Origin of the sequence: Paenibacillus sp. Pae15 (assembly GCF_024519685.1) — a bacterium.
GTDB classification, from domain to species: Bacteria; Bacillota; Bacilli; order Paenibacillales; family NBRC-103111; genus Paenibacillus_G; species Paenibacillus_G naphthalenovorans.
Map to the genome: position 1 here is coordinate 1 of NZ_JALJRM010000031.1, position 22,140 is coordinate 22,140.

Here is a 22,140-nt window from a genome sequence, read left to right on the forward strand (position 1 = left end):
CTCTTTGTGATTATCGACTGGTACAGCCGCAAAATCATCGATTACGAGCTCTCCAGCACATTGGAGAAGGCAGCGATCAGGGCAGTCATTTTACGAATCCGGATTACTTGGATTTATTGGTGAAGCACCAGGTAAAAGTGTCTATGGATGATAAGGGCCGAGCGCGAGACAACAGCCGTACGGAACGTTTCTTTCGTTCGCTCAAATACGAGGAGATCTATTGAACGAGTACGAAGACCCTCAGGCGCTTCGTAAAGCCATTACGGCCTATCTACGCTTTTACCATACCCAGCGTCCGCACCAGTCGTTGGGTTATGCCAAGCCGGATGAAGTGTATGCGCGGACCGCTTGATCGCGTCCGCTCCCCCACTACAATCGAAGGAGGACATAACTTATTTTTTCCGAAATTGTGTCTTGACAACGGGGGGCATTACACGGCTCCGCCGTGCCTCAGGGCTTGAACAATGCGTTCCCTCTATCGGGAGAATATAAAGTAATAGACTCGATTCGTTGATTTATGTTGAATCTGCTTCACTTTAAGTTGTCAGCTCCGTCTAATTAAGTATTAGACTGGCCCGAAAACAATAAGCAGCGATAGTCTAGGACGGAAAAATAAAGGCTTAGACTACTAAAATAGGACAGTTACTTCTGTACGATCTGAATAAGATTGCCGCAAGTATCGTCGAAGACAGCTATTGTGACTTCGCCCATTTTTGTCGGCTCCATTGTAAAATTCACGCCTTCTTCCACTAATCGTTTATATTCTTTGTGAATATCTTCAACGCCAAACATTGTTGCTGGGATGCCATCGGCAAATATCTTCTTTTGATACTCTTTGGCAGCAGGATGGTCATTCGGTTCGAGTAAAAGCTCGGTACCGTCTTGCTCATCGGGAGAAACAAGCGTTATCCACCTATATTTTCCTGCGGGAACGTCATGCTTCTTTACAAAGCCCAGCATTTTTGTATAAAACTCCAATGCCTTTTCTTGATCTTGAACGAATATACTGGTAACAATGATTTTCATAATGCTTTTGCCTCCTTTGATATATGCGACGTTGGTGCTCTTCTAACAAACTGGTTTCAATCAGAAAAAACCATACATTCGTCAGAAGTTTATCATTAAAGTTACTCTATCCATCCTTTCAGCAAGTTTTTAAGTGGTTCCTTGTTAAACAGAATTACTCGATACTTTCCCTTTCGTTTTGATATTACGAGCCCTGCATCTTCCAATGTAGCAAGATGTTTAGCGATCGCCTGTCGTGAAATAGAAAGATTGTGCTTCATAATGAGACGTGCCGTAAGTTCATACAACGTCAGCTCGTTGCGTTCGGATAGTTCGTCTAATATAAGCCGCCGAGTCGAGTCGCCAAGTGCTTTGAAAATAGCGTCTTTGTCCCAATTCATATATCGATTATAAGCAACCCTACAGTTGCTTGTCAAGATAAGCAACTCTAAAGTTACTTGTAAGGCATAACCAACGTATGGTTTCTTATTAAACTGTTGCCAGTTAGCTTAATAATGCCGCCAGTCTAGAACTTTATTTTCGATGTCTAACACTTTATTTTTCAGTCTAATACATATTTTCTTAGCACACCCTCGTCCAGTCAAAACAGTAACAAACGGGGACATCCATATCCGAATCCTTTTGAAAGACGGGAACTTTCAAGTCTCCCGCGGCGAAGGTCAACAAACCGATATCTTTAATGGCCTCGCCCATTCTTGCCCAACATATTTCAAGTTGTAGGTAGGTCATCCCATTCATGTATGTCCGACAATCGACTTAAAATTATTCTTCATGATCCATTTTGCAAAGTATCTGGATCCGATTTTCCCTTTACCTGCTTTAAAGTCGCTACGATAAGAAAGCTGACGATCACCAATAAGAACCAGGAACTCACCTTCCCTAGATGAACGAGACTCCATTCGTCAGTTTGGTTTGGATATTCCCAAGCTCCAAAGAACGTTGCGATATTTTCGGCTATCCATATAAAAAATCCAATGAGCACAAAAGAAAGTGCGAGTGGCATACGGTAACGAGTTCCATCAACCTCGAATGTGACCCATGATTGCCAAAAGACGAAAATTACAAGTCCAGATAACCACCAACGAACGTCAATCCAATAATGGTGGGTGAAAAAATTCAAATAAATCGCAGCTGCAAGAGGTACAACTACCAAAAACGGTGGCCACTTAACCAGTTCAACCTTAAACCTCCTCCACGCCTGGCAAAGATAACTCGCTACACTTGCGTACATGAATCCGCTATACAAAGGCACTCCAAAAATTTTGAAATATCCTTCCTCTGGATAAGACCAGGAGCCCATATTTACCTTGAAAATTTCAAGAGCAAGTCCAATAAGGTGGAACAATATGATAACCTTTAGTTCATCCCGTGTTTCAAGCCCTGAACGCACCATCCACCACTGCATAAGAAGGCAGATGATTAGCAGCCAGTCATACCGTGGTAGGAAAGGAAGTGGCATGATTTTTGTAAAAGCCAAAGAGGCAAAAATAACGACAGGAAACAAACATGATAGGGCCTGCTCCCAACTAAAACGAACGAGTTGTTTTAGTGCTCTCATGATTTGTGACACCAAAGTTTTCTTCTGATATATATATGTAAGTCCTGATTAATATAGTAGCTAAATAGATTTAGGGTTATGTACATAGGTTCACCGCCGAATAATTTCTTCTATTTTAAAAGGCTATTTAAAGAAGATTTATATCATCTAATGCCTTTTTATTTCCGAAATCTTTAGAAATGTTATGAATGGTAAAATTCATGAGTAACTCCCCTTTTATAAGTTTGATTTGATGATGGATATTATTACAGCAATGATAGAAACTAAAACAATAATATCCTGTAAAATATATCCCCACTACATTATCCTTGAGTGTCTTCGTCACTTTTGTATTCTAAAATATCTCCAGGCTGACATTCTAAAGCCTTACAAATCGCATCTAAAGTTGATAATCGAATTGCTTTTGCCTTTCCATTTTTTAATATAGAAAGATTAGCCATCGTTATTCCAACCCGCTCAGAAAGCTCTGTAACACTCATTTTCCTTTTAGCCAACATCACATCAATATTGATTATAATTGCCAAGTTATTCACCTCAGATCGTTAAATCATTTTCTGATTTTATATCTATGGCTTCTTGTAAAAGCCTTTGGAGAACAGCAGCAAAGACTGCAATAATCGTTGAAGCAAAAATAATGCCCAATCCGATTAGCATGATACCTGGGGCGTCTTCTAACTTCGCAGCGATATAGAAGAATGGCAAACCTGGCACATACAAGATACTGATTGTGATTGCACAGTATTTTATATTCTTTAAAGCCTTTACAGATAATTCCGAGAAAGCTTTTTTCTTGTCAATATAACTTAAAAGTTTAAAAGCCTGATACAGAGCGAAGAAAAATGGTATCGCCGATAAATATATAACTATTAAAAAGCCATATAGTACATAAGCGGACTCCGAATTACTTTCTGCTACTTCTTTAGCTAACATAGGCAACCCAAATATACATAAAGCAAGAACTGGAGTTCCGATAATAAAAACAGCTATTTTTAAAAACAATGTTGATCCTTGTTTCATCGAAAGCACCCCACTCATTTGTTGATAATTTGATTATATTGCCCAATTTATCGTTTTGCAATAATTTATTATTAAATTATATTATATTTTTATTGTTTTTATGAATGTATGCCCAATGATTGTTCCTTTCCCCTGCACCCTCTCACAAACCAACCGCAGGATACCGATCAACCCATTTTGATTTCTCTACTATGTCAAGAGAAAATAATTCATGTCCATCCCACTTTAGCCCCACCAAAGCCTCCAATCCCTTGCCACATAAGGGGTTTCAGGATTTGAGGAACTAGTTGGAACGAAATACCAGGAAAATAAAAAGCGTCCGTCGTTTTGGAAGAAATTAGGATAAAAGTTGACAGAGCACGAAAACGGAACGTTGAGAAATGTCCAGGGAAATAAAGAGTGAACAAATGGAGAAGACGAATTGAATCATAGCGGGAGGGGTATATTGGGAAACTGCTTGATAAATCAATATCTTTTCCTATCCCCTCTCCCCTGTATCACTTTAAAAAGAAGAAAAAGCCAAGCATGGATCAGGGCAACCCCCTGCCACGCTCGGCTTCTTGGACATTTTTTATTGTCTCTGGACAGTTTTTATTGCCCCAGGACGGGATTTATTAGCTGTCTACAAAAACTACCCAATATCGCTAACTACTCCACCGTCACGCTCTTTGCCAAATTCCGTGGCTTGTCGACATCGTTGCCGCGGGCCAGTGAGGCATAGTAGCTCAGCAGCTGCAGCGGCACAACGGACAATGCCGGGGTTAACAGAGGCAACGTTGCGGGAATGGCGAACACTTCATCGACTGCCTTGGCAAGCTCGTAATGCCCTTCCGAATGGATGCCGAATACATGCGCGCCGCGGGCCGTAACTTCTTTTATGTTGCTTACCGTCTTTTCGAACAGGTCCTCCTGTGTCGCCAGCGCGATGACCGGGATGCCTTCTTCGATCAGGGCCAGCGTTCCGTGCTTCAACTCTCCGGCTGCATAAGCCTCGGAGTGAATATAAGAAATCTCCTTCAGCTTCAGGGAGCCTTCCAGAGCTACAGCATAATCGAGGCCGCGGCCGATGAAGAACAGGTTGTCGTGCGTGGCGATTTGCTCCGCCACATTCTTGATGGCCTCCGATTGAGCGAGAATACGCTCCACCTTCTCAGGCAGCTCTTTCAACTCGGCGATGACTTCCGCGATGTAGGCATCGTCTTGCGAACCCAGTGTTTGAGCAAGGTACAATCCGAGCAAATAGAAAGCGATCAACTGCGATGTATAGGCCTTGGTCGAGGCTACGGCGATTTCCGGGCCGGCCCAAGTGGTAATGACATCATCCGCTTCACGGGCAACCGAGCTGCCCACTACGTTAGTGATGGCCAGCACACGCGCACCGCAGCGTTTGGCTTCACGGAGCGCAGCAAGCGTGTCTGCCGTTTCCCCGGATTGGCTCACAACGATAACCAACGTTTCCGGAGTAATGATCGGAGCACGGTAACGGTACTCGGAAGCTACGTCCGTTTCCACCGGAATACGCGCCAGCTTCTCAATTACCGATTTGCCGACAAGTCCTGCATGGTAAGCCGTTCCGCAGGCCACAATATGAACGTGACGAATTGCCTTGATCTGCTGCGGCGTCATTCCGACTTCATTCAGTACAACTTTTTTGCCGGACGGATCCAATCTGGAGCCCATGGTGTCACGGTAAGCTTTAGGCTGCTCGTGGATCTCTTTCAACATAAAGTGGTCGTATCCGGCTTTTTCCGCGGTGACGATATCCCAATCGACATGAAATAATTCCCGGGAAATAAAATTCCCCTCAATCGTCATTAATTCGACACCGTCTCTTGTCAGAACAGCCATTTCTCCATCATTCAAAATATACACATTTCGCGTATATTCGAGGATCGCCGGAATATCGGAGCCGATAAAGTTCTCACCTTCACCCACACCAATGATGAGCGGGCTGGATAAACGAACCGCAACCAGCTTATCCGGTTCATGCTCTGTCAATACCCCAAGTGCATAAGCGCCTTTCATCCGGCTGACCGCTTTTTGCACGGCTTTGACAATGTCGCCTTCATACAGGCTTGCAATCAGGTGAGAAATCACTTCTGTATCCGTTTCGGATACGAATACGTGACCTTGCGCCGCCAGCTCCTCTTTGAGCACCATGTAGTTCTCGATAATCCCGTTATGCACTACGGAAAACTTAAGAGAATTGTCCGTATGGGGATGCGAGTTGACATCCGACGGTTTGCCGTGCGTCGCCCAACGGGTATGTCCGATCCCGATCGTTCCGTTCAGCGGCGTTTCTCCGAGCTTGGATTCCAGATTGGCCAGACGGCCCTTCGATTTTTTGACCTGAAGCCCTTCGGATGTATAGACGGCTACACCGGCTGAGTCATACCCGCGATACTCCAATTTCTTTAATCCTTCAATCAATATATTTTGAGAATTACGATTCCCTACATAACCAACAATACCACACATAGAATAAGTACCTCCTACAGTATACAACACATAATCATTCCACTTGATCCCGTCGAACTCTTGTCCGCCCGGTCGCCCGGACGTTTTGCATTTCGACTTACGGTATGGATCATCACCGGAAGGCCCCCGCCGAATCCTTCGAACACCTTCACCTCGTCAACTGAGCCGCCCCCTGATATGCTTTTGCTTTCCGCGCTGTCCAAGAAAATGTACGGATCCCGGCAGTACCCGAGACTGGAAGGACCGGATTCGCAGAAATTTAAACCATCAGAAACAGCCGCTCAGTTCTGGCGCTTCGTATGACAAAATATACTACCCACCTTTCTCTTCAGAATAAATATAATCCCATCTTATTCATTTTGCCATCGATGTGCAACCTCTATTTTTCATGGTGTTTTCATTAATTATTTCGGCACTATGCCCTTATATAGAATCCCAGCCTCACAATTCGGGAGCTGATCCCGAAACCGTAAGGCTGGGGGTCTAACGCACTCAAATTTCCTGCAAAAAGGCGAATTAAGCCAACTCCCGCTGAATCACTTCGGCAATTTGCTGGACGTAAGCTTCCACCTGCTCCTTGTCCGGTCCTTCCGCCATGACGCGGATCAGGGATTCGGTGCCAGATGGGCGGACCAGTACGCGCCCGTTGTCGCCGAGTTCTTCCTCGACTTTGCGTATCGCCAATTCCACAGCGGCATTGTCCTTCAGCTTGCTTTTGTCGGCTACACGTACATTCACCAGCGTTTGCGGGTACTTGCGCATAATTTGCTTCAGCTCGCTCAACTTTTTGCCTGACTTCACGACCGTATCCATCAACTGAAGGGCAGTCAAAATACCGTCTCCCGTCGTATTGTAGTCGAGGAAAATAACGTGCCCGGACTGTTCTCCGCCGAGATTATAGCCGCCTTTGCGCATTTCCTCCATGACGTAGCGGTCTCCGACAGCCGTCTTGGCCGCCTTCATGCCAAGCGACTCGATGCCCTTGAAGAAGCCGATATTGCTCATCACCGTAGTCACAATCGTTTGCTGACGCAGCTTGCCCGCCTGATTCATCGCTTGTCCGCAAATGCTCAGAATATAGTCGCCGTCTACTTCCTCGCCATTCTCATCAATAGCGATCAGGCGGTCCGCATCGCCGTCGAAGGCAAGCCCGATATGAGCGCCCCGCTCCACCACAAGCTTCTGGAGCTTTTCAGGATGCGTCGAACCGAAGCCTTCGTTAATATTGCGTCCGTCCGGCTCCGCGCCGATGGTGATCACCTCGGCTCCCAGTTCCTCAAATACCTTGGGAGCAAGCTCATAGGCCGCCCCGTGAGCGCAATCGAGTACGATGCGGCAGCCTTTGAAGGAAGAATCGACCGTCGATTTTACGTAATCCAGGTACATGTATTTAGCCTGATCGTTGTCCAGAACCGTTCCAATCTCGCCGCCTACCGGCCGCGGAAGCTCGTCAAGCTCCGCATCCATCAACCGTTCGATCTCAAGCTCCGTCTCATCGGACAGCTTAAAGCCATCGGCCCCGAAGAACTTGATGCCATTATCCTCAACCGGATTATGGCTGGCCGAAATCATAACTCCCGCGTCCGCTTTCAGCGTCCGGGTCAAATAAGCAACCGCCGGCGTCGTCACGACACCAAGACGGATGACGTTTGCGCCGATCGACAGCAGCCCTGCCACTAGCGCGGCCTCCAGCATCGGGCCGGAAATCCGCGTATCTCGGCCGATCACGACATTCGGTTTTTCCACTCTCCCGGCAAGAACAAAGCCGCCGCAGCGGCCGATTTTATATGCAAGCTCCGGCGTCAATCCCTGATTGGCGACCCCTCGTACGCCGTCCGTCCCAAAATATTTCCCCATAGTTTATCTCTCCTCAAGTACAATAACCTTTTCATAAGAAAACCTTAAACGAAGCCATTCACTGGATAAGCAACCGCGATCAGAGGCAGGTTTTCTTGCAATAAAAACGGTTCAGCTCCGCAAGTTTACTCTGTCACTAAAAAAACCAATGATCCTTTTATTATCCACTAATCCTTGTATGCGGGTCAAATCCTATGACCGTTACGGTGAAGATGAAGGATTCGCGGTGCCGGAAGGAGCGGAGGCATCGCCCTCCCTGGCACTGATTTCCACCGTCGCTCTGAGATATTCCTGAGACCCTTTCTTTACAAAGGTCGGCAAGTTCCATGTCACCGGTACCTCATGCCGGCCCGGAGGCAAATTGCTCACATCCACAATGCCCTGCACATCCTGGGGCTTCAGCTTTTCAATCCAGTCCGGCGCTCCCTCGACCGTAAGATTCAATCGCCCTGATTGAGGAATCAGCACACTCGTATGAAAGCCGTCGTTTTGACCGATGATCGACAGCGGAATCGACTCCAATATTTTGGTTTGGGACGGCACAATGCTGACGCTCACCGTCACCTCACCGGGATCAATCTGCTTTACATCGCCCCGAAGCGGAATCGGCAGTGTGAATTCTTTATCCTCTTTCAGCCCGGAAAGATCCACCTGCGGCCCTTCGTAGAACTCCAGCCGATCCAGCATGTCCTGAGCTCCGTACACCGTAACCTTGTCGATGCTTTGGCGAATACCCGATACCGCAAAGCCCGGCGGCGGTTCACCTACCAGCTTCACTTGCAGCGGCACCAGCTTGAACGGACTTGTAATAGGCACTTCCACTTCCACTACCGCAGGATTGATGATGGCCTCCTCGATCGCTTTACCGTCCTTGTCATAAGCAACCAGCTTCGCCTGGGCCGTGACCGGTGAATCCGCCTTATCTACATCCACATCGGCCCGGACCGACTCCACGGCCTCATAGATACGGCTTGGCACACCTACGGTGACCTGCTTCGGTTTAACCACCGGCTGTCCCGCCTTCAAACCGACCGCCGGCGTCCCCGTAACCTGGACCGTCACCGGCATCGATTTGTTTTTCTTCTCATCGACAACCACTTTAGCATATGCCGGTGTGATTTTGACCGATACACTGGATGGGAACCCTACCGGAGTCAGCGGAACCATATGCTCCCCTTTGCCGGTGTTCGTTAAATCCAGCTCCACCGAATAATTGGTCGAATTCAAGACACGCTTCAACGTAGAGCTTCTCCCTGCTATCGTCACCGTAACTTGCGCCGGGGAGATATCCTCAATAAAAAATTGATCTTCATTATACTTGGGCGTGACCGCTACATTCCCAATCGTTTCTTCCACCGTTCCCGTCCCTGTCGATCCGGGAATGGAGCTGCCGTCCATTCGTACGACCGCCCACAGCAAAATACCGATGACGAGGGCCACTACCTTTACGACGTTCGTGTTGCGTAACCATTGGTCCATCTTACCGTCGCCTCCATTTCCAAATGGAGCTCTTTTCCTTGATTTTCATCTTCGGCTTTAATTCCTCGAACAGCTTGGCCAGCAGCGCATCCTCTTTAATGTCCCGCAGGACATGGCCATTCAAGGCCAGCGATACTTGACCCGTTTCTTCGGATACTATCACGCACATCGCATCAGATACTTCACTCATGCCAATCGCCGCCCGGTGACGAGTGCCGAGCTCTTTGCTGATAAATGGATTCTCCGACAACGGCAAATAGCAGCCGGCAGCCATCAGCCTGGATTTGCTGATAATGACAGCCCCGTCATGCAGCGGCGTGTTAGGTATGAAAATATTAATAAGCAGCTCCGAGCTGATCTGCGATTCGAGTTGAATGCCCGATTCCACATAATCGTTCAGTCCGGTTTCCCGTTCGAACACAATCAGCGCCCCGATTTTCCGCTGCGCCATATATTGTACCGCTCTCAGCACCTCGTTGATCTGCCGGTTGATATCCTGCTCCTCAACGTTCGTACGGCTGAAAAGTTTGCCTCGTCCGAGCTGTTCAAGCGCCCGGCGAAGCTCCGGCTGGAAGATGATAATGACGCCGACGAGCCCGAATGTGAATATCTGATTCATCATCCACTGAAGCGTATTCAGCTTGAACCAGGAACTGAGCGCCCAAGTCACCACGACGACGAGAATCCCTTTGAGCAGTTGAATCGCCCGTGTTCCTCTGACCAACAGAATTAACTGGTAAATCACATAGCTGACAATCAATATATCTATAATATCTGTAATACCTATGTCTGTAATCCACTCCATCGCGTGTGCCCCCAACCTGCCGCGGTGATTTCTTTCTATTATTGTCCCCTTCCTTAAATCATACCATATTTACAGCAAAAAACCCTCCCTTTTGACCATCGGTAAGGAAGGATTTATAACAATTGGGACCGATGAACTATTTCGATCCCGATACGAGAGTGAACCATTGATTCATTTTATAAAGTATCCAGCTAAACGCTTCGTCAATTTCTTTAATTTGTCCGGAGATGTGCGCCGTTGAGGCCAGGTTAACTGACCCGTCGATGACAACGATATTGCCTTCAATATCGCCGTCAACCTTGAGTTCTCCGTTCTCGACCGTTAGATCCCCCGCCACTTTCTTCCCTAAGGGGACATAGACCGTGCTCCCTTGGATGACGACCGATTGCAGGTCTGATCCTTTGACAAGCAGTTCTTTATCATCGTTCCATGTGGAAACAAAGACCGACATCATTACGAGAAAAAACACAGCCGCCACCGATACCGCCGGATGCCTGCGTATCCATTGATACCAAGGATGTTGTTCGCGAACGGGAGGCAGGACTTGCATCACCCGTTCCGTAAGCCCTTCCGGCACCGGCTGTGGAGGCCAGGCGTGGACAAGCGCTTCTACCTTCTCGTACTGTTGAAGACGCCGCCGGCATGCTTCGCAAACCAGCAAATGCTCCTTCAGCTTGGCCGACTCCCTCCGGTCTAATCCCCCGTCCAAATACTCGTGCAGCAAAGGGAGGGCTTCCTTGCAATCCATTATAAGCCACTCCTTTCATCTTTCCTACGCAGCTTGTGCAATACATTACGCACGAGCAACGCATATGTTTCAAAATTTATAATACCTGCTCCAATTTTTTTCTTAAAAATTCCCTGCCCCGGTGCAAGCGTGTTTTGATGGTCGTCACCGGCATCGAAAGGACTTCGCTGATCTCCTGCAGGGACAGATCCTGCAAATACCGTAATATGACGACCGCCTTATATTTCTCAGGCAGCGTCTCTATACTGTCGCGAATCTGGGAGCGAGTCTCCGACAACAGCACCTGCTGGTCCGGCGTCTCTTCGCGGCTGGGCAGGGTAGAATACCAATCGTTTCCTTCCCCTTCGCCCATCTCCGCATCCAGAGAATAATTGACCTTTCGTTTGCGAAGGCGGTCAATGCAAAGATTCGTACCAATCCGGTAAATCCATGTGGAAAATTTCTGCTCCTCGTCAAACCGGTCCAGATTCGTGTATACCCTCAGGAACGTCTCTTGTACAATCTCCTCCGCCTCATGCCGATTTTGCAGCATGCGGTAAGCGAGATGATAAATTTTTTCTTTATATAGCTCCACCAATTCGGCAAAAGCCGCCCGGTCTCCCTGACGGGCCAGCTTGGCGAGCCGGGTGTCCAATTGATTCACCAACCTACCTCCAACTCCGAATCGGACCCTGTTCCACCTGCGTCAAAATTCGGATTCTTCAAAGACCATGCTATTCTCTCCAAATCACGATCCTTGCTATTGTAAAAAGCATACCAAATCCTTCGCCCCGCTGTACAGTCTCCTGCAAAAGAAAGTGAAAGAATGCTGCAGATTCGGGAATTTTGGTCGGAATCGAGCGGCGGTCAAACGGAAATGAGCCGTGGAACACGGCCGCAGAATCAGGCGGGCTTTGTTCCATAATGATGAAAATCGTTTTTATTCTATCCAAAAAAGGCTCGGGTATCAAAAAGTAGCCGGATGTGCCGGATCATCCGATCCATTCCGGCGGGATTAAAAAATCCGGGAGGCTTGGCCATGCCAAGTCCCGGATTTTGTATGCGCCGACGTCATCAGCCCGTATTGCGAAGGCCTGCGGCAATGCCGTTGATCGTCAACAGCACCTCACGCAGCAGCGAATCGGCATCCCCCTGCTCCCGCAGCGAACGAAGCTCCGACAAGAGGCCTACCTGCATATAGCTGAGCGGATCGACGTATGGGTTGCGCAAGCGGATCGACTCCTGAATCACCGGTACGTTGTCGAGAATTTCCTGTTGACCGGTAATTTTCAAAATGAGCTCCGAGGTTTGACGGTACTCGTCTTGAATCAGATTGAAAATACGTTCAGCGATGCCCTGATCGTGAATCAAGCTGCTGTATTCTTTGGCAATCACAAGGTCCGCCTTGGCCAGCGCCATCTGAAGGTTGTCGATCAGCGAGCGGAAGAATGACCAATGCTGATACATATCCTGCATGATTTTCAGATTGTCCGGATTTTCTTGATAGAAGCTGTTCAAACCGTAACCGGAAGCGTACCAGGCCGGAAGCAAATACCGGCTCTGCGTCCACGCGAAAACCCACGGGATGGCCCTCAGATCCTCAAAACGGTCGCTGTTCTTGCGTTTGGACGGACGGGAACCGATGTTCAGCTCGCCAATCTCCGGAAGGGGCGTCGTTTCCTTGAAGAACGTCAGGAAATCCGGATCGCGGAAGATCAAATCCTGATACTTCTGCTGCGCCTTCTCGGAAATCCTGGACATAATTTCTTCCCAGCCTTGCTCGGCATCGTTGATTTGCGGGTTCTTTGCCCACAAAGCGCTCGTAATCAGCGCGGATGTCGCTTGCTCCAGACTGCGGTACGCGATGCCTTTCATCGAATAACGCGAAGAAAGCACCTCGCCCTGCTCCGTAATCTTGATGCCGCCGCCGACCGTATCTGCAGGCTGCGCCAGGATACTGCGGTTAAGCGGCATTCCCCCGCGGCCGAGCGCACCTCCGCGGCCATGGAAAAACTTCAGCTTCACGCCGAACGGCTTGGCCGCGGCCGTAATGCTGCGCAGCGCCACGCGCAGTTCCCAGTTGGCGGTAATCACACCGCCGTCCTTGTTGCTGTCGGAATAACCGAGCATGATTTCCTGCAGGTGGTTCGTGCTGTTCAAGCTGTTGCGGTACGCAGGAATTTGGAACAGCGTCGTCATAATTTCCGGGGCCGCATGCAGGTCGTCGATCGTTTCGAACAGGGGAACGGACTGCAGCGTGCAGGTAATCGAACCGTCCTCTTCATGCTGATACAACCCCGCTTCTTTACCGAAGACGAGCACTTCCAGAAGATCGCTGGCCCCCTGGGTCATACTGATCAAGTAACTGGAGATGCAGCTCCGGCCGAATTCCTGCTGGGCTTTGCGGATCACGCGATACACGTCCAGGCACTCCTGTGTCGATTCGGTATAGTGAAGGTACGGTGATGTAATCGGTCTGGGATCGTTCAGGATGCCTGTCAGCAGCTCGATTTTTTGCTCTTCCGTCAAAGCTCCGTAATCCGGACAAATGCTCATTTTGGCCAATATCTCCGTCATGGCCGATTCATGCTCCTTGCTGTGCTGCCTTATATCTAACGTAACAAGGTGGAAGCCGAACAATTCGACTTGACGAATGATCGTCCGTACATACGTATCGGCGATAAAATCGGCATAGTGATTGCGCAGGCTGCGTTCTATCACCAGCAGATCTTCCATGAACTCAGACGGATTGTTGTATTTTTGCCCTTCTCCGACGTTCGGATCGGCCGTATTTCGGATTTTCTGAATCATATACTTTACTTTAATGCGATAAGGCTCTTTCTCGTTGCGCCATACCACATCTGGAGGAAGAATGACGTTGCTGCGGTCCTTTTCAATGGAATCCAGCAGCTCTTTCGTCACCTCGACGATATTCTTGCTGAAGCTCATGTGCCGCATGAGTCCGGTCAGCTGCTCTTCATATTTCTTCAAGACCAGATTCCGGTGCATCGTGAGCGTCTGCCACGTAATCTTGGAGGTAACCGACGGATTGCCGTCGCGATCGCCGCCGATCCAGGAGCCGAATTTCAGGAACGTCGGCACGTACCACGACTCTTCCGGATAATATTTGTGCAGACAGCGCTCCAGCTCCTGATACACTTGAGGAAGCACGTCGAACAAGGTTTCGTCAAAATAATAAAGGCCGTACTTGACTTCGTCAATAACCGTAGGTTTACGGTCCCGCAGCTCATCCGTCTGCCAGAGGGTGATGACCTCACCGAGAAGCTTCTCCCGCAGCTGCTCCCGTTCGCGGAACGTCAGGTTCGGGTTGTCCAGCTCCATAACGTCGTTGGCAATGCGCTTATGAATATCGAGCACCGCGCGGCGGGTCGCTTCCGTCGGATGCGCGGTCATGACAAGCTCCAGCGAGATGCCCTGAATCATCTCCTGCACTTCGGCAAAGCTGATGCCAAGATTTTTCAGCTCGCGAATCGAATCCTCTATCGATCCGGGCTGCACGCTTTCTCCCGCCGTACGCTCATAGTCACGCTTACGGCGAATACGGTGGTTTTGTTCGGCAATATTAACCAACTGGAAATAAATAGCAAATGCGCGGATCACCTGATACCGGATTTCCGGCGCCAGGCCGTTCATCGTGTTTTTAAGTTCGGCATACATTTCCGGTGAATATTGGGCGCGAAGCGATTTACTCATCTCTCTGATTTTCTCTACAATAGTAAACAGCTCATTGCCGCCCTGATGCACAAGCATTTCGCCCAAAATATGCCCGAGAAACCGTACGTCTCTGCGCAGCAGATTGTTGGACGTGTTTTTGTTGATTAAACTAGCTGATTCCGACATGAGTACCCTCCATCCTACCAATGCAAGTCATAGCCACTATTTTATCACATCCGGGCTCAACCATGTAGTACGAATATTCGGTAATTCGAATGCGGCAAGCTCAAATCATCGCCTCATGGCCGGGATGCCTTGCAATAGATGGGAAACAAGGAAAAATTCATCTGCTGTATAACCCCGGGCTTCCCGGAGCAGATTGCGGATCCGATGCTGTTTCCGGCCGGCAGGAATCTTTCCTTGTTTCAGCCGCCAAACTTTACATCGACGGCGCAGAACCGATGCTTCGGAGATAAAATAAAGAGCCGCTCCTTTTAAAGGAGCAGCCCTTTGCAGCTTTGATGATCAGACGCTTCCTACCTTGGACACGGACGGATTCAACACAACATTCCGCCCCTTTGTAAACTGAGGCAGCAAATCCGCGTGGGCGTCCAACAATTCTTTGGTCATATCCCAGATTTCATCTAAAGACAATACGGACGAGGTATGCGGATCCAGCATAGCCGCCTGATACACATAATCCACATTGCCTGTAAGCACAGCCTCAACCGTCAGCTGCTGAACGTTAATATTGGTCATGTTGATGGCTGCCAGCTGCGGCGGAAGGTCCCCCACATGGCAAGGCTGAACTCCTCCCTTATTCACAAGGCAGGGCACTTCCACGCATGCATTTTGCGGCAGGTTAGTGATGAGGTTGGTGTTCAGGACATTCCCCCAAATGACACGGTCGGTTCCCGTTTCAATCGAGTGAATGATCGGAGCGCCGTATTCATGGCTTTTTTCCGTCTCGAACGATTCGCCGTTTTCAATCTTCCGCCTGGTTTCCTCAAACCGCTGCAGGTTTCGCTCACTACGGCGGATATACTCGTCAATCGGAATATCAAAACGCTGGATCAAATCATCCCGCTTATTGAAATAAGGCGTATATTCGGACATATGCTCACTGGATTCGGTCACAAAATAGTTCAGCCGCCGCATCATTTCAAAGCGAACCTTGTCTTTTGCGAATATCTCCTCGTTTTCCATCGCTTGAAAGAGCTTCGGATACAAATCCTCTCCCTTCCACTTGAGCTCCAGGAACCAGGCCATATGGTTAATGCCGGCCACCTTGTAATCCAGCTCTTCTACCGGAATGTTAAGATAGGAAGCCAAATCATCCGCCGTATTCTGGACGCTGTGGCAAAGCCCGACCGCCTTGACGGATCTCGCCTTCGCCACAGCCAGCATAAGCATGGCCATGGGGTTCGTATAGTTCAGCAAAAGGGCATCAGGACAAACCTCTTCCATTTCACGGCAGAAATCGAGCATGACCGGAGCTGTACGCAATGCTCTGAACACGCCGCCAATCCCCAGCGTATCGGCAATGGTCTGTTTTACACCATATTTTTTAGGAATTTCAAAATCCTTTAACGTCGCCTCATGCATGCCCACCTGGATAAGGTTCAGTACATAATCCGCACCCGTTAAGGCTGCCCTGCGATCGAGCGTAGCTTCCACCCGCGCCTGATTGCCAAACTGTTCCACCAATTTTTTGGCCATTTTCTCCGCAGTCTGCAGGCGAACCGGGTGGATATCGGTTAAACTGAAGGTACTGTTCGAAAGCTCCGGATACGATAAAATATCAGAAATCAACCGTTTTGCAAAAACTACGCTTCCCGCTCCAATAATTGTTATCTTAGGCATGTTGGTTCCTCCCATGAAATGATATTCTCTCTCCTATGTTTAATTATTCTTTTGTTCCCGAACTGACCATTCCCTGGACAAAATAGCGCTGGAACAGCAGGAATACGATCATGATCGGGATAATGGAAAGCAGTGTCAGACACATGGTCATCGTCCAATCGATGTAATGCTCCCCTTTGACCATAGCCAGGCCCAGCTGGACGGTGTACATGCTCTTCTCGGAGACTGCGATCAGCGGCCAAATCAGATCGTTCCATCTCCACATGAAGGTGAAAATGACCAGTACGGCGATCAAGGGCTTCACGTTGGGCAAGATGATCCGGTTAAAAATTTTGAACTCACCCGCGCCGTCAATTCGCGCCGCTTCGACGAGGGAGTCGGGGATGTTCATGATGTACTGCCTGGCCAGGAAAAGGCCGAACGCCTCCGCGCCCCGCGGAACGATGAGTCCTGCGTAAGTATTGATCCAATCCAATTGCTTCAAGATATAGAAATTGGGCACCATAATAATTTGCGTGGGAATCATCAAGGTGCTTAAGACCATCATAAAAAGAATCGTTTTGCCGACAAATTGATATTTGGCAAAGGCATACCCCGCAAGACAGTTAATGAAAACCGTCATGATGACGGCGAAGACCGCCACAATCAAGCTGTTCCCTACGTAGCCCATGAACGGAGCGGCATTCAGCGCATCCCCGAAATTGCTCCACATTAGCTTCTCGGGAATGATATGAATCCTGCTTCCAGCCGCTTCTGCCGGCGTTTTTAATGCTGTGGAAAGCATCCAGATAAAAGGAAGCAAAAATAAGACGGAGGCCGCGCAAAGAATCAAAAAGATCGCACTGGTTTTCACAGCATTCCGGTTCAGCTTAGGAATCGACTGAGTCAGGATGGACCTTTTCTTGAGGCCGGTCACTTCATGCGCTTTCATCCTTTCTCCCTCCCTAATCTTAATTGAATCGCAACCAGAACCATCATAATAAGGAACAGAACCGCACCGAGCGCTGACCCGTATCCCATGTCTCCTTCAACGAATGCTTTCTGGTAAATATATTGCACAATCACCGTGGTCGAATGACCGGGGCCGCCATTGGTCATCGTATAGATCAGATCAAATACCATAAACCCGTAAATCACGGAAATGACCAGTACGAACGTCGTAGTATGTTTTAACAAAGGTAAGGTTACATACCAAAACTTCTGCCATGCGTTCGCGCCGTCGATTTCCGCTGCTTCATATAAGGATTCGGGAATGGCCTGCAAGCCTGCCAAGTAAATCACCAGACAATAGCCTGTTCGTACCCAAAGCGTCGTAATGATCACAGCGGGCATAGCCCAGGTAGTAGAAGAAAGCCAGTTGACACCCTCAATTCCAACAAATTGCAGCAGATGATTAAACAGGCCGTAATTCGGATTATACATCCATGACCAGATCAAGCCGGTAGCCACCAAGGAAACAACGACAGGAGCGAAAAACACGCCGCGAAAGAAAGCACGCAGAGGAATCTTGCGGTTGAGCAAAATCGCCCCGGCCAAACCTAAAGCCATGCTAAAGGGAACGGTGCCTAGCGTATAATAGAGCGTATTCCAAAGCGAGATCCAAAAAACGTTGTCCGTCAATAACTGATAGTAGTTGCCCAAGCCCACAAAATCCGGCTTCCCCAAAATCGTCCACTTGTGAAAACTGATGTAAAAGGTGAATAAGATCGGAAAAATCATAAACACAAGGAACAAGAGTATGTTCGGCGCAATAAATAGGTAAGGTGCTATTTTTATCGAACGTTTTTGATACCAACTCATCAGACCAGGCACCGTTAGCCCCCCTATTGAATATTTACTTCATAAACTATTTACCGCTTAAAATATCATTGACCTTCTTATTCAACGTTTGAGCCGTTTGCTCAGGAGATACTCCCTGTGCGAATAAACCTTCCAACGAGTCTGCCAGCGCTTGATTGAGCTTCGCGAAGCTGTTGAGAGTCACCGTGTTGGCCATCGCTTTAGGCACCGTTTTGGATTGTTCAATAAACTTGTTCATCATCGACGGGTCTTTAACACTGTAGTTAAACGGACCCTCGATATCCGTTCGGCCGGGCAGGAACAAGCCCTTCTCAACGAACTTCTTCATGTTTTCTTTCTCACCCATAAAGGCCAGGAACTTCTTGGCCGCTTCAGGATGCTTGCTGTTCACCGGGATCGCTAACGCATTGCCGCCCAAGTCGGAAGCCATAGACTTCTTGCGAGGCATAAAGGTAACTCCCCATTCGTAATCTTTCATTTCCTTCTCCCACCTCGGAATCATCCAGTTCCCGTTGATCAGTAAACCGGCTTTTCCCGTTGTAAACAGAAGGTTATAATCATCGGTTCCCTTCATGCTGTTGCCTTGAGACATATAGTTTTTGAACATGGTCTGCAGGAACTTGAACGTCTCGATGGCTTCGGGCGTGTCTATATTTCCTTTCTTCAAATCTTCCGTTACAAGGGATGCTCCATTCTGGAAGAAATACGGCAATGTACGATAAGCCGATGAGGCAGACCAGTTGACAGCGATACCATAGGTAGCCAGCTTTTGATCCTGCAGCTTCTTGGCCACATCCAAAAGCTGTTCCCAGGTCCAGGCTTCCTCTATTTTGTCCGGGGCTTTGATGCCCAGCTTATCCAGATAGGTTTTATTATAAAAAACGGCTAATGTATCCGTTTGATGAGGAAGACCGTAGATCTTATCCCCGAATGTAACCGCTGTCAAAAGACTTTGATTAAAATTCTCCTTATCCTTGGCGAACGTATCCGTTACATCTAATAAGGCATCTTGGCCGGCAAACTCCCCTATCTTCTGGTATTGGACCCGGAACACATCCGGTGAGCTGTTCCCGGCGATTCTCGTTTGGATTTTCGTGTAATAATCCCCCTGACTCGGAGACGGAACCTGCTGCGCATTGACTTTGATATCAGGGTGCTTGGCTTCGAAATCGGCAATTAAACTTCTAAAGCCTTCCTCTTCACCACCTGCACTTGCCCAATAAACAAATTCAATCGTTTCTTTACTGCCTGAAGCCTGCCCGTTGGTTTTCGAATTCCCGTCACTCTGTGAAGCGGGTGTTTTCTCGGCCGCACAACCAGCCAGCATAGCCGCAGACAGGGCCGCAGTTAACCCGCCATAAACCAATTTGCGAAAAGTTGTTTTCATCTGTCCCCTCACCTTTCACTTCATTAGTCAACCCTTAAGACTTTACACCAAAGCGTAATGCGAGCAAAGCAAACCCTTATGTCCAGCCAAACGGATAATAACGGTTTCATCACCCCTTTCAAGCTAAATGCAGCTATTTAGATGAAAATCCGCAGCTTTCACGAACGATCAACTTCGTTGGAAGATAGCTCGCCATCGGCAGCGGCAAAGAGCCTTCGATCCGCTGAATGAACAACTTGACGGCAATTCGGCCCAGTTCTTCTTTATCCACTTTAACCGTGGTCAACGGCGGATGCATAAACTGAGACATTTCGATATCATCAAAGGAGGTGACGGCTATATCTCCGGGGATCGTTAATCCCGCTTCCTGTATGGCCCGATAGGCTCCCAGAGCCATCTGATCACTGGCCGTAAACAAAGCCGTAGGACGATCCTTGGCCATAAGAATTTGTTTCATCGCCTCGTAGCCGCCGCCAATCGTAAATTGCCCATCTGCGATCCATTCTTTATGAAGTGCAATCCCTTGTTCCTCCAAGGCATTCTTGTACCCCAGAAACCGCTGTTCTTTTTCCAGCGAGACGCTGTTTTGGAATGAGCTTGAACCGATATAAGCGATCTTCTTATGCCCCAAACGGAGCAGATGATCTACACTCTGTCTTGCTCCCTTCTCAAAATCAACGGTGACATAATCGATATCCAATTCAGGGGTACCCCCGACACTGATGATGTATTGCACTTTTTTGGATAACAACTCTAAAAGCTCGGTCGTGGTCGCAATGCAAATGATTCCGTAATCGTTTGCTTGAATTTCATCCACCACACTCATATTGTTCAGATCCTGAGCGTCGTATGTAAAGCCCAAGGTATACCCCTGATCCAGCAATTCCCGTTCTACTCCGTAAATCAACTCAGAAAAATAGGGGTCATGGTATTTATCTTTCATTTTGTTAATAATGAGACCGATTTGCTTTTCTGAAATTTTCTTGCGAATTTGCTCAGTTTTTTTCACCCGCCGGTAACCTAAATCTTCGGCAACCTGGAGAATACGCAAATGCATCGCATCCTCAACCCCATGCGGGCCATCATTTAATACCCTTGAAACCGTGGATATGGAAACATTGACCTTTTCAGCGATGTCCTTTAGCGTAACTTTCATAGGTTCCCCCAGCAGTGAAAATTTTTATATTTCTTCTCATCTTTACTGATATTATATTCTGTATTTTAGTAATTATCAACATATTTTTTCGAGAAATTTCCTGAAAATTTTCTGAAATGAAAGCGATATTTCTCACAATTGTCGATGAAAATATTAAAAAATGCAAAAAGCTTCCGGCACTTGAAGTGTCAGAAGCTTTTTGCATTACGTAAGCGGGTGATGGGAATCGAACCCACGCTACCAGCTTGGAAGGCTGACCGGGGGCCTCCCCTCTTTTATGCACAATTCCGCCAAGCCTTGTTATTACTGCATTCTTGGAATTGGATTTTAGGCTCGCTGCTGCTTCATTTTTCAGCATTTTGCTGAATTTCGTCCCCAATCCGTCCCCAGCAATGACCCGCAATTACAGATCATTATACCGCTTATCCAGACTAATACTACTCGGAAATTTATTCTTCCCTTTGCTTTATGAATTCAGTAACCTTCTTCAAAATTTCTTCGGACTTTTCCTCGCGTTGAAGAACAAGAAAACGTGCAAAGTTGACGATTTGCTTGGCTTCACTCGAAGTGATTTCAATCCCATCAATTTTTTGACCCGGTAAAGTTATATTATGTGATAACTCCCATAAGTCATAGTCATGTTCGTACCATTCATGTAATTCACTTTCTTTAGGTTCCGACAAATTTTTAGGTATTAAATCTACTACATCTATCTTAAAAGCCTCGGCAAGTAAAATCAATGTTGAAAGTCTAATATCTTGTTTTTTATGACCGCTCTCTATATCCGACAAATTCCCCGTAGATAGATTTGTTTTTTTACTCAGTTCGTCAAGGGTCCAACCATATTGCTGCTTTCGGAGTCCCCTAATTTTTTTGCCAATCGCATAAATTAGCGGATACTGCAATTTTTAACACCCCCACTTCAATTTGAAATTTACGTCAAAACGAAATTTAAATATATTTTCGCTTCATTTTACGTAGACTAACCCTTCTCTTTTTACTATAAAACGAAAGGAATTTACAATCCTGCCTATCCTGTTTTAAGCTTACCTCAAACCTCAGAAACAAGCACTAAACAGCCTGAGGGGAAAGGAGAAAGCCTGAAATGGAACAGAAGTCTTGGACACTAGCGGAGTTTTGCCAGCGTCACAACATGAGCCTGGATTCCGGTTACCGGATGGTAAAAGCCAAGAGGCTCCCACATGTTCGTATTGGTGTAGGACGCGGCTCTATTAGAATCACTGCCGAGCATGAGAACAAGTGGCTACAGGCAAACGAAATTTCACAGAATAACTCAGGTTGATCAGTCCAC

At 47.7% G+C, this 22,140-nt stretch carries 20 protein-coding genes and 1 pseudogene; 1 reads left to right on the forward strand and 20 read right to left on the reverse strand.

What is annotated here, in order from left to right; genetic code table 11:
- Positions 1–205: 205 nt before the first annotated feature.
- On the forward strand, positions 206–352 hold the full coding sequence (locus NR121_RS25390) for an integrase core domain-containing protein (protein WP_375162532.1): 147 nt from the start codon (positions 206–208) through the stop codon (positions 350–352).
- A gap of 290 nt (positions 353–642) precedes the next feature.
- Here the strand turns inward: NR121_RS25390 and NR121_RS20720 are convergent, their stop codons facing one another.
- The 20 genes and pseudogenes from NR121_RS20720 to NR121_RS20810 all read right to left on the reverse strand — a co-directional run bounded on the left by NR121_RS20720 (position 643) and on the right by NR121_RS20810 (position 21,733).
- On the reverse strand, positions 643–1,026 hold the full coding sequence (locus tag NR121_RS20720) for a VOC family protein (RefSeq protein WP_054820345.1): 384 nt from the start codon (positions 1,024–1,026) through the stop codon (positions 643–645).
- 101 nt (positions 1,027–1,127) lie between these two features.
- Positions 1,128–1,406, reverse strand: coding sequence for an ArsR/SmtB family transcription factor (locus NR121_RS20725; protein ID WP_054820346.1), 279 nt, complete (start codon positions 1,404–1,406; stop codon positions 1,128–1,130).
- 190 nt (positions 1,407–1,596) lie between these two features.
- Positions 1,597–1,695 (reverse strand): annotated as a pseudogene (locus NR121_RS25395) (putative iron-sulfur cluster-binding metallochaperone); the annotation flags it as partial.
- Between the two features lie 100 nt (positions 1,696–1,795).
- Positions 1,796–2,584: a DUF817 domain-containing protein gene (locus NR121_RS20730; protein WP_256831855.1), complete on the reverse strand. Its 789-nt coding sequence runs from the start codon at positions 2,582–2,584 to the stop codon at positions 1,796–1,798.
- A 302-nt stretch (positions 2,585–2,886) separates the two neighbouring features.
- Complete coding sequence (locus NR121_RS20735) at positions 2,887–3,108, reverse strand: helix-turn-helix domain-containing protein (protein WP_111614371.1); 222 nt, start codon at positions 3,106–3,108, stop codon at positions 2,887–2,889.
- A gap of 10 nt (positions 3,109–3,118) precedes the next feature.
- Positions 3,119–3,601: a DUF2975 domain-containing protein gene (locus tag NR121_RS20740; RefSeq protein ID WP_256831857.1), complete on the reverse strand. Its 483-nt coding sequence runs from the start codon at positions 3,599–3,601 to the stop codon at positions 3,119–3,121.
- A gap of 648 nt (positions 3,602–4,249) precedes the next feature.
- Positions 4,250–6,079 (reverse strand): glutamine--fructose-6-phosphate transaminase (isomerizing), encoded by a 1,830-nt coding sequence (gene glmS, locus NR121_RS20745; RefSeq protein WP_062410419.1) that lies wholly within the window; start codon positions 6,077–6,079, stop codon positions 4,250–4,252.
- 516 nt (positions 6,080–6,595) lie between these two features.
- On the reverse strand, positions 6,596–7,936 hold the full coding sequence (gene glmM, locus NR121_RS20750) for a phosphoglucosamine mutase (RefSeq protein WP_256831859.1): 1,341 nt from the start codon (positions 7,934–7,936) through the stop codon (positions 6,596–6,598).
- A gap of 201 nt (positions 7,937–8,137) precedes the next feature.
- A complete protein-coding gene (locus NR121_RS20755; RefSeq protein WP_256831860.1) occupies positions 8,138–9,415 on the reverse strand; it encodes a CdaR family protein in 1,278 nt (425 codons plus the stop codon).
- A gap of 1 nt (position 9,416) precedes the next feature.
- Positions 9,417–10,220: a diadenylate cyclase CdaA gene (cdaA, locus tag NR121_RS20760; protein ID WP_054819462.1), complete on the reverse strand. Its 804-nt coding sequence runs from the start codon at positions 10,218–10,220 to the stop codon at positions 9,417–9,419.
- Between the two features lie 136 nt (positions 10,221–10,356).
- A complete protein-coding gene (locus NR121_RS20765) occupies positions 10,357–10,968 on the reverse strand; it encodes a zf-HC2 domain-containing protein (RefSeq protein WP_054819463.1) in 612 nt (203 codons plus the stop codon).
- 76 nt (positions 10,969–11,044) lie between these two features.
- Entirely contained in the window at positions 11,045–11,611 is a 567-nt protein-coding gene (sigW, locus tag NR121_RS20770; protein WP_062410416.1) for an RNA polymerase sigma factor SigW, read from the reverse strand.
- 410 nt (positions 11,612–12,021) lie between these two features.
- Positions 12,022–14,808 carry a phosphoenolpyruvate carboxylase gene (ppc, locus tag NR121_RS20775; RefSeq protein ID WP_062410414.1) on the reverse strand — a complete coding sequence of 929 codons (2,787 nt, stop codon included), beginning with the start codon at positions 14,806–14,808 and terminating at the stop codon, positions 12,022–12,024.
- A 339-nt stretch (positions 14,809–15,147) separates the two neighbouring features.
- Positions 15,148–16,485, reverse strand: coding sequence for an alpha-glucosidase/alpha-galactosidase (gene melA, locus NR121_RS20780; protein WP_062410413.1), 1,338 nt, complete (start codon positions 16,483–16,485; stop codon positions 15,148–15,150).
- A 43-nt stretch (positions 16,486–16,528) separates the two neighbouring features.
- Positions 16,529–17,416: a carbohydrate ABC transporter permease gene (locus NR121_RS20785; RefSeq protein WP_137671053.1), complete on the reverse strand. Its 888-nt coding sequence runs from the start codon at positions 17,414–17,416 to the stop codon at positions 16,529–16,531.
- Positions 17,413–18,285: a carbohydrate ABC transporter permease gene (locus NR121_RS20790; protein ID WP_062411114.1), complete on the reverse strand. Its 873-nt coding sequence runs from the start codon at positions 18,283–18,285 to the stop codon at positions 17,413–17,415. The genes NR121_RS20785 and NR121_RS20790 overlap by 4 nt, the downstream gene beginning before the upstream one ends.
- 46 nt (positions 18,286–18,331) lie before the next feature.
- Positions 18,332–19,672, reverse strand: coding sequence for an ABC transporter substrate-binding protein (locus NR121_RS20795; protein ID WP_062410412.1), 1,341 nt, complete (start codon positions 19,670–19,672; stop codon positions 18,332–18,334).
- A gap of 133 nt (positions 19,673–19,805) precedes the next feature.
- Entirely contained in the window at positions 19,806–20,828 is a 1,023-nt protein-coding gene (locus NR121_RS20800) for a LacI family DNA-binding transcriptional regulator (RefSeq protein WP_062410411.1), read from the reverse strand.
- Positions 20,800–21,186 (reverse strand): hypothetical protein, encoded by a 387-nt coding sequence (locus NR121_RS20805; protein WP_256831862.1) that lies wholly within the window; start codon positions 21,184–21,186, stop codon positions 20,800–20,802. Before NR121_RS20805 ends, NR121_RS20800 begins: the two co-directional genes overlap by 29 nt.
- A 91-nt stretch (positions 21,187–21,277) precedes the next feature.
- Positions 21,278–21,733 carry a helix-turn-helix domain-containing protein gene (locus NR121_RS20810; RefSeq protein WP_256831864.1) on the reverse strand — a complete coding sequence of 152 codons (456 nt, stop codon included), beginning with the start codon at positions 21,731–21,733 and terminating at the stop codon, positions 21,278–21,280.
- Positions 21,734–22,140: the final 407 nt, after the last annotated feature.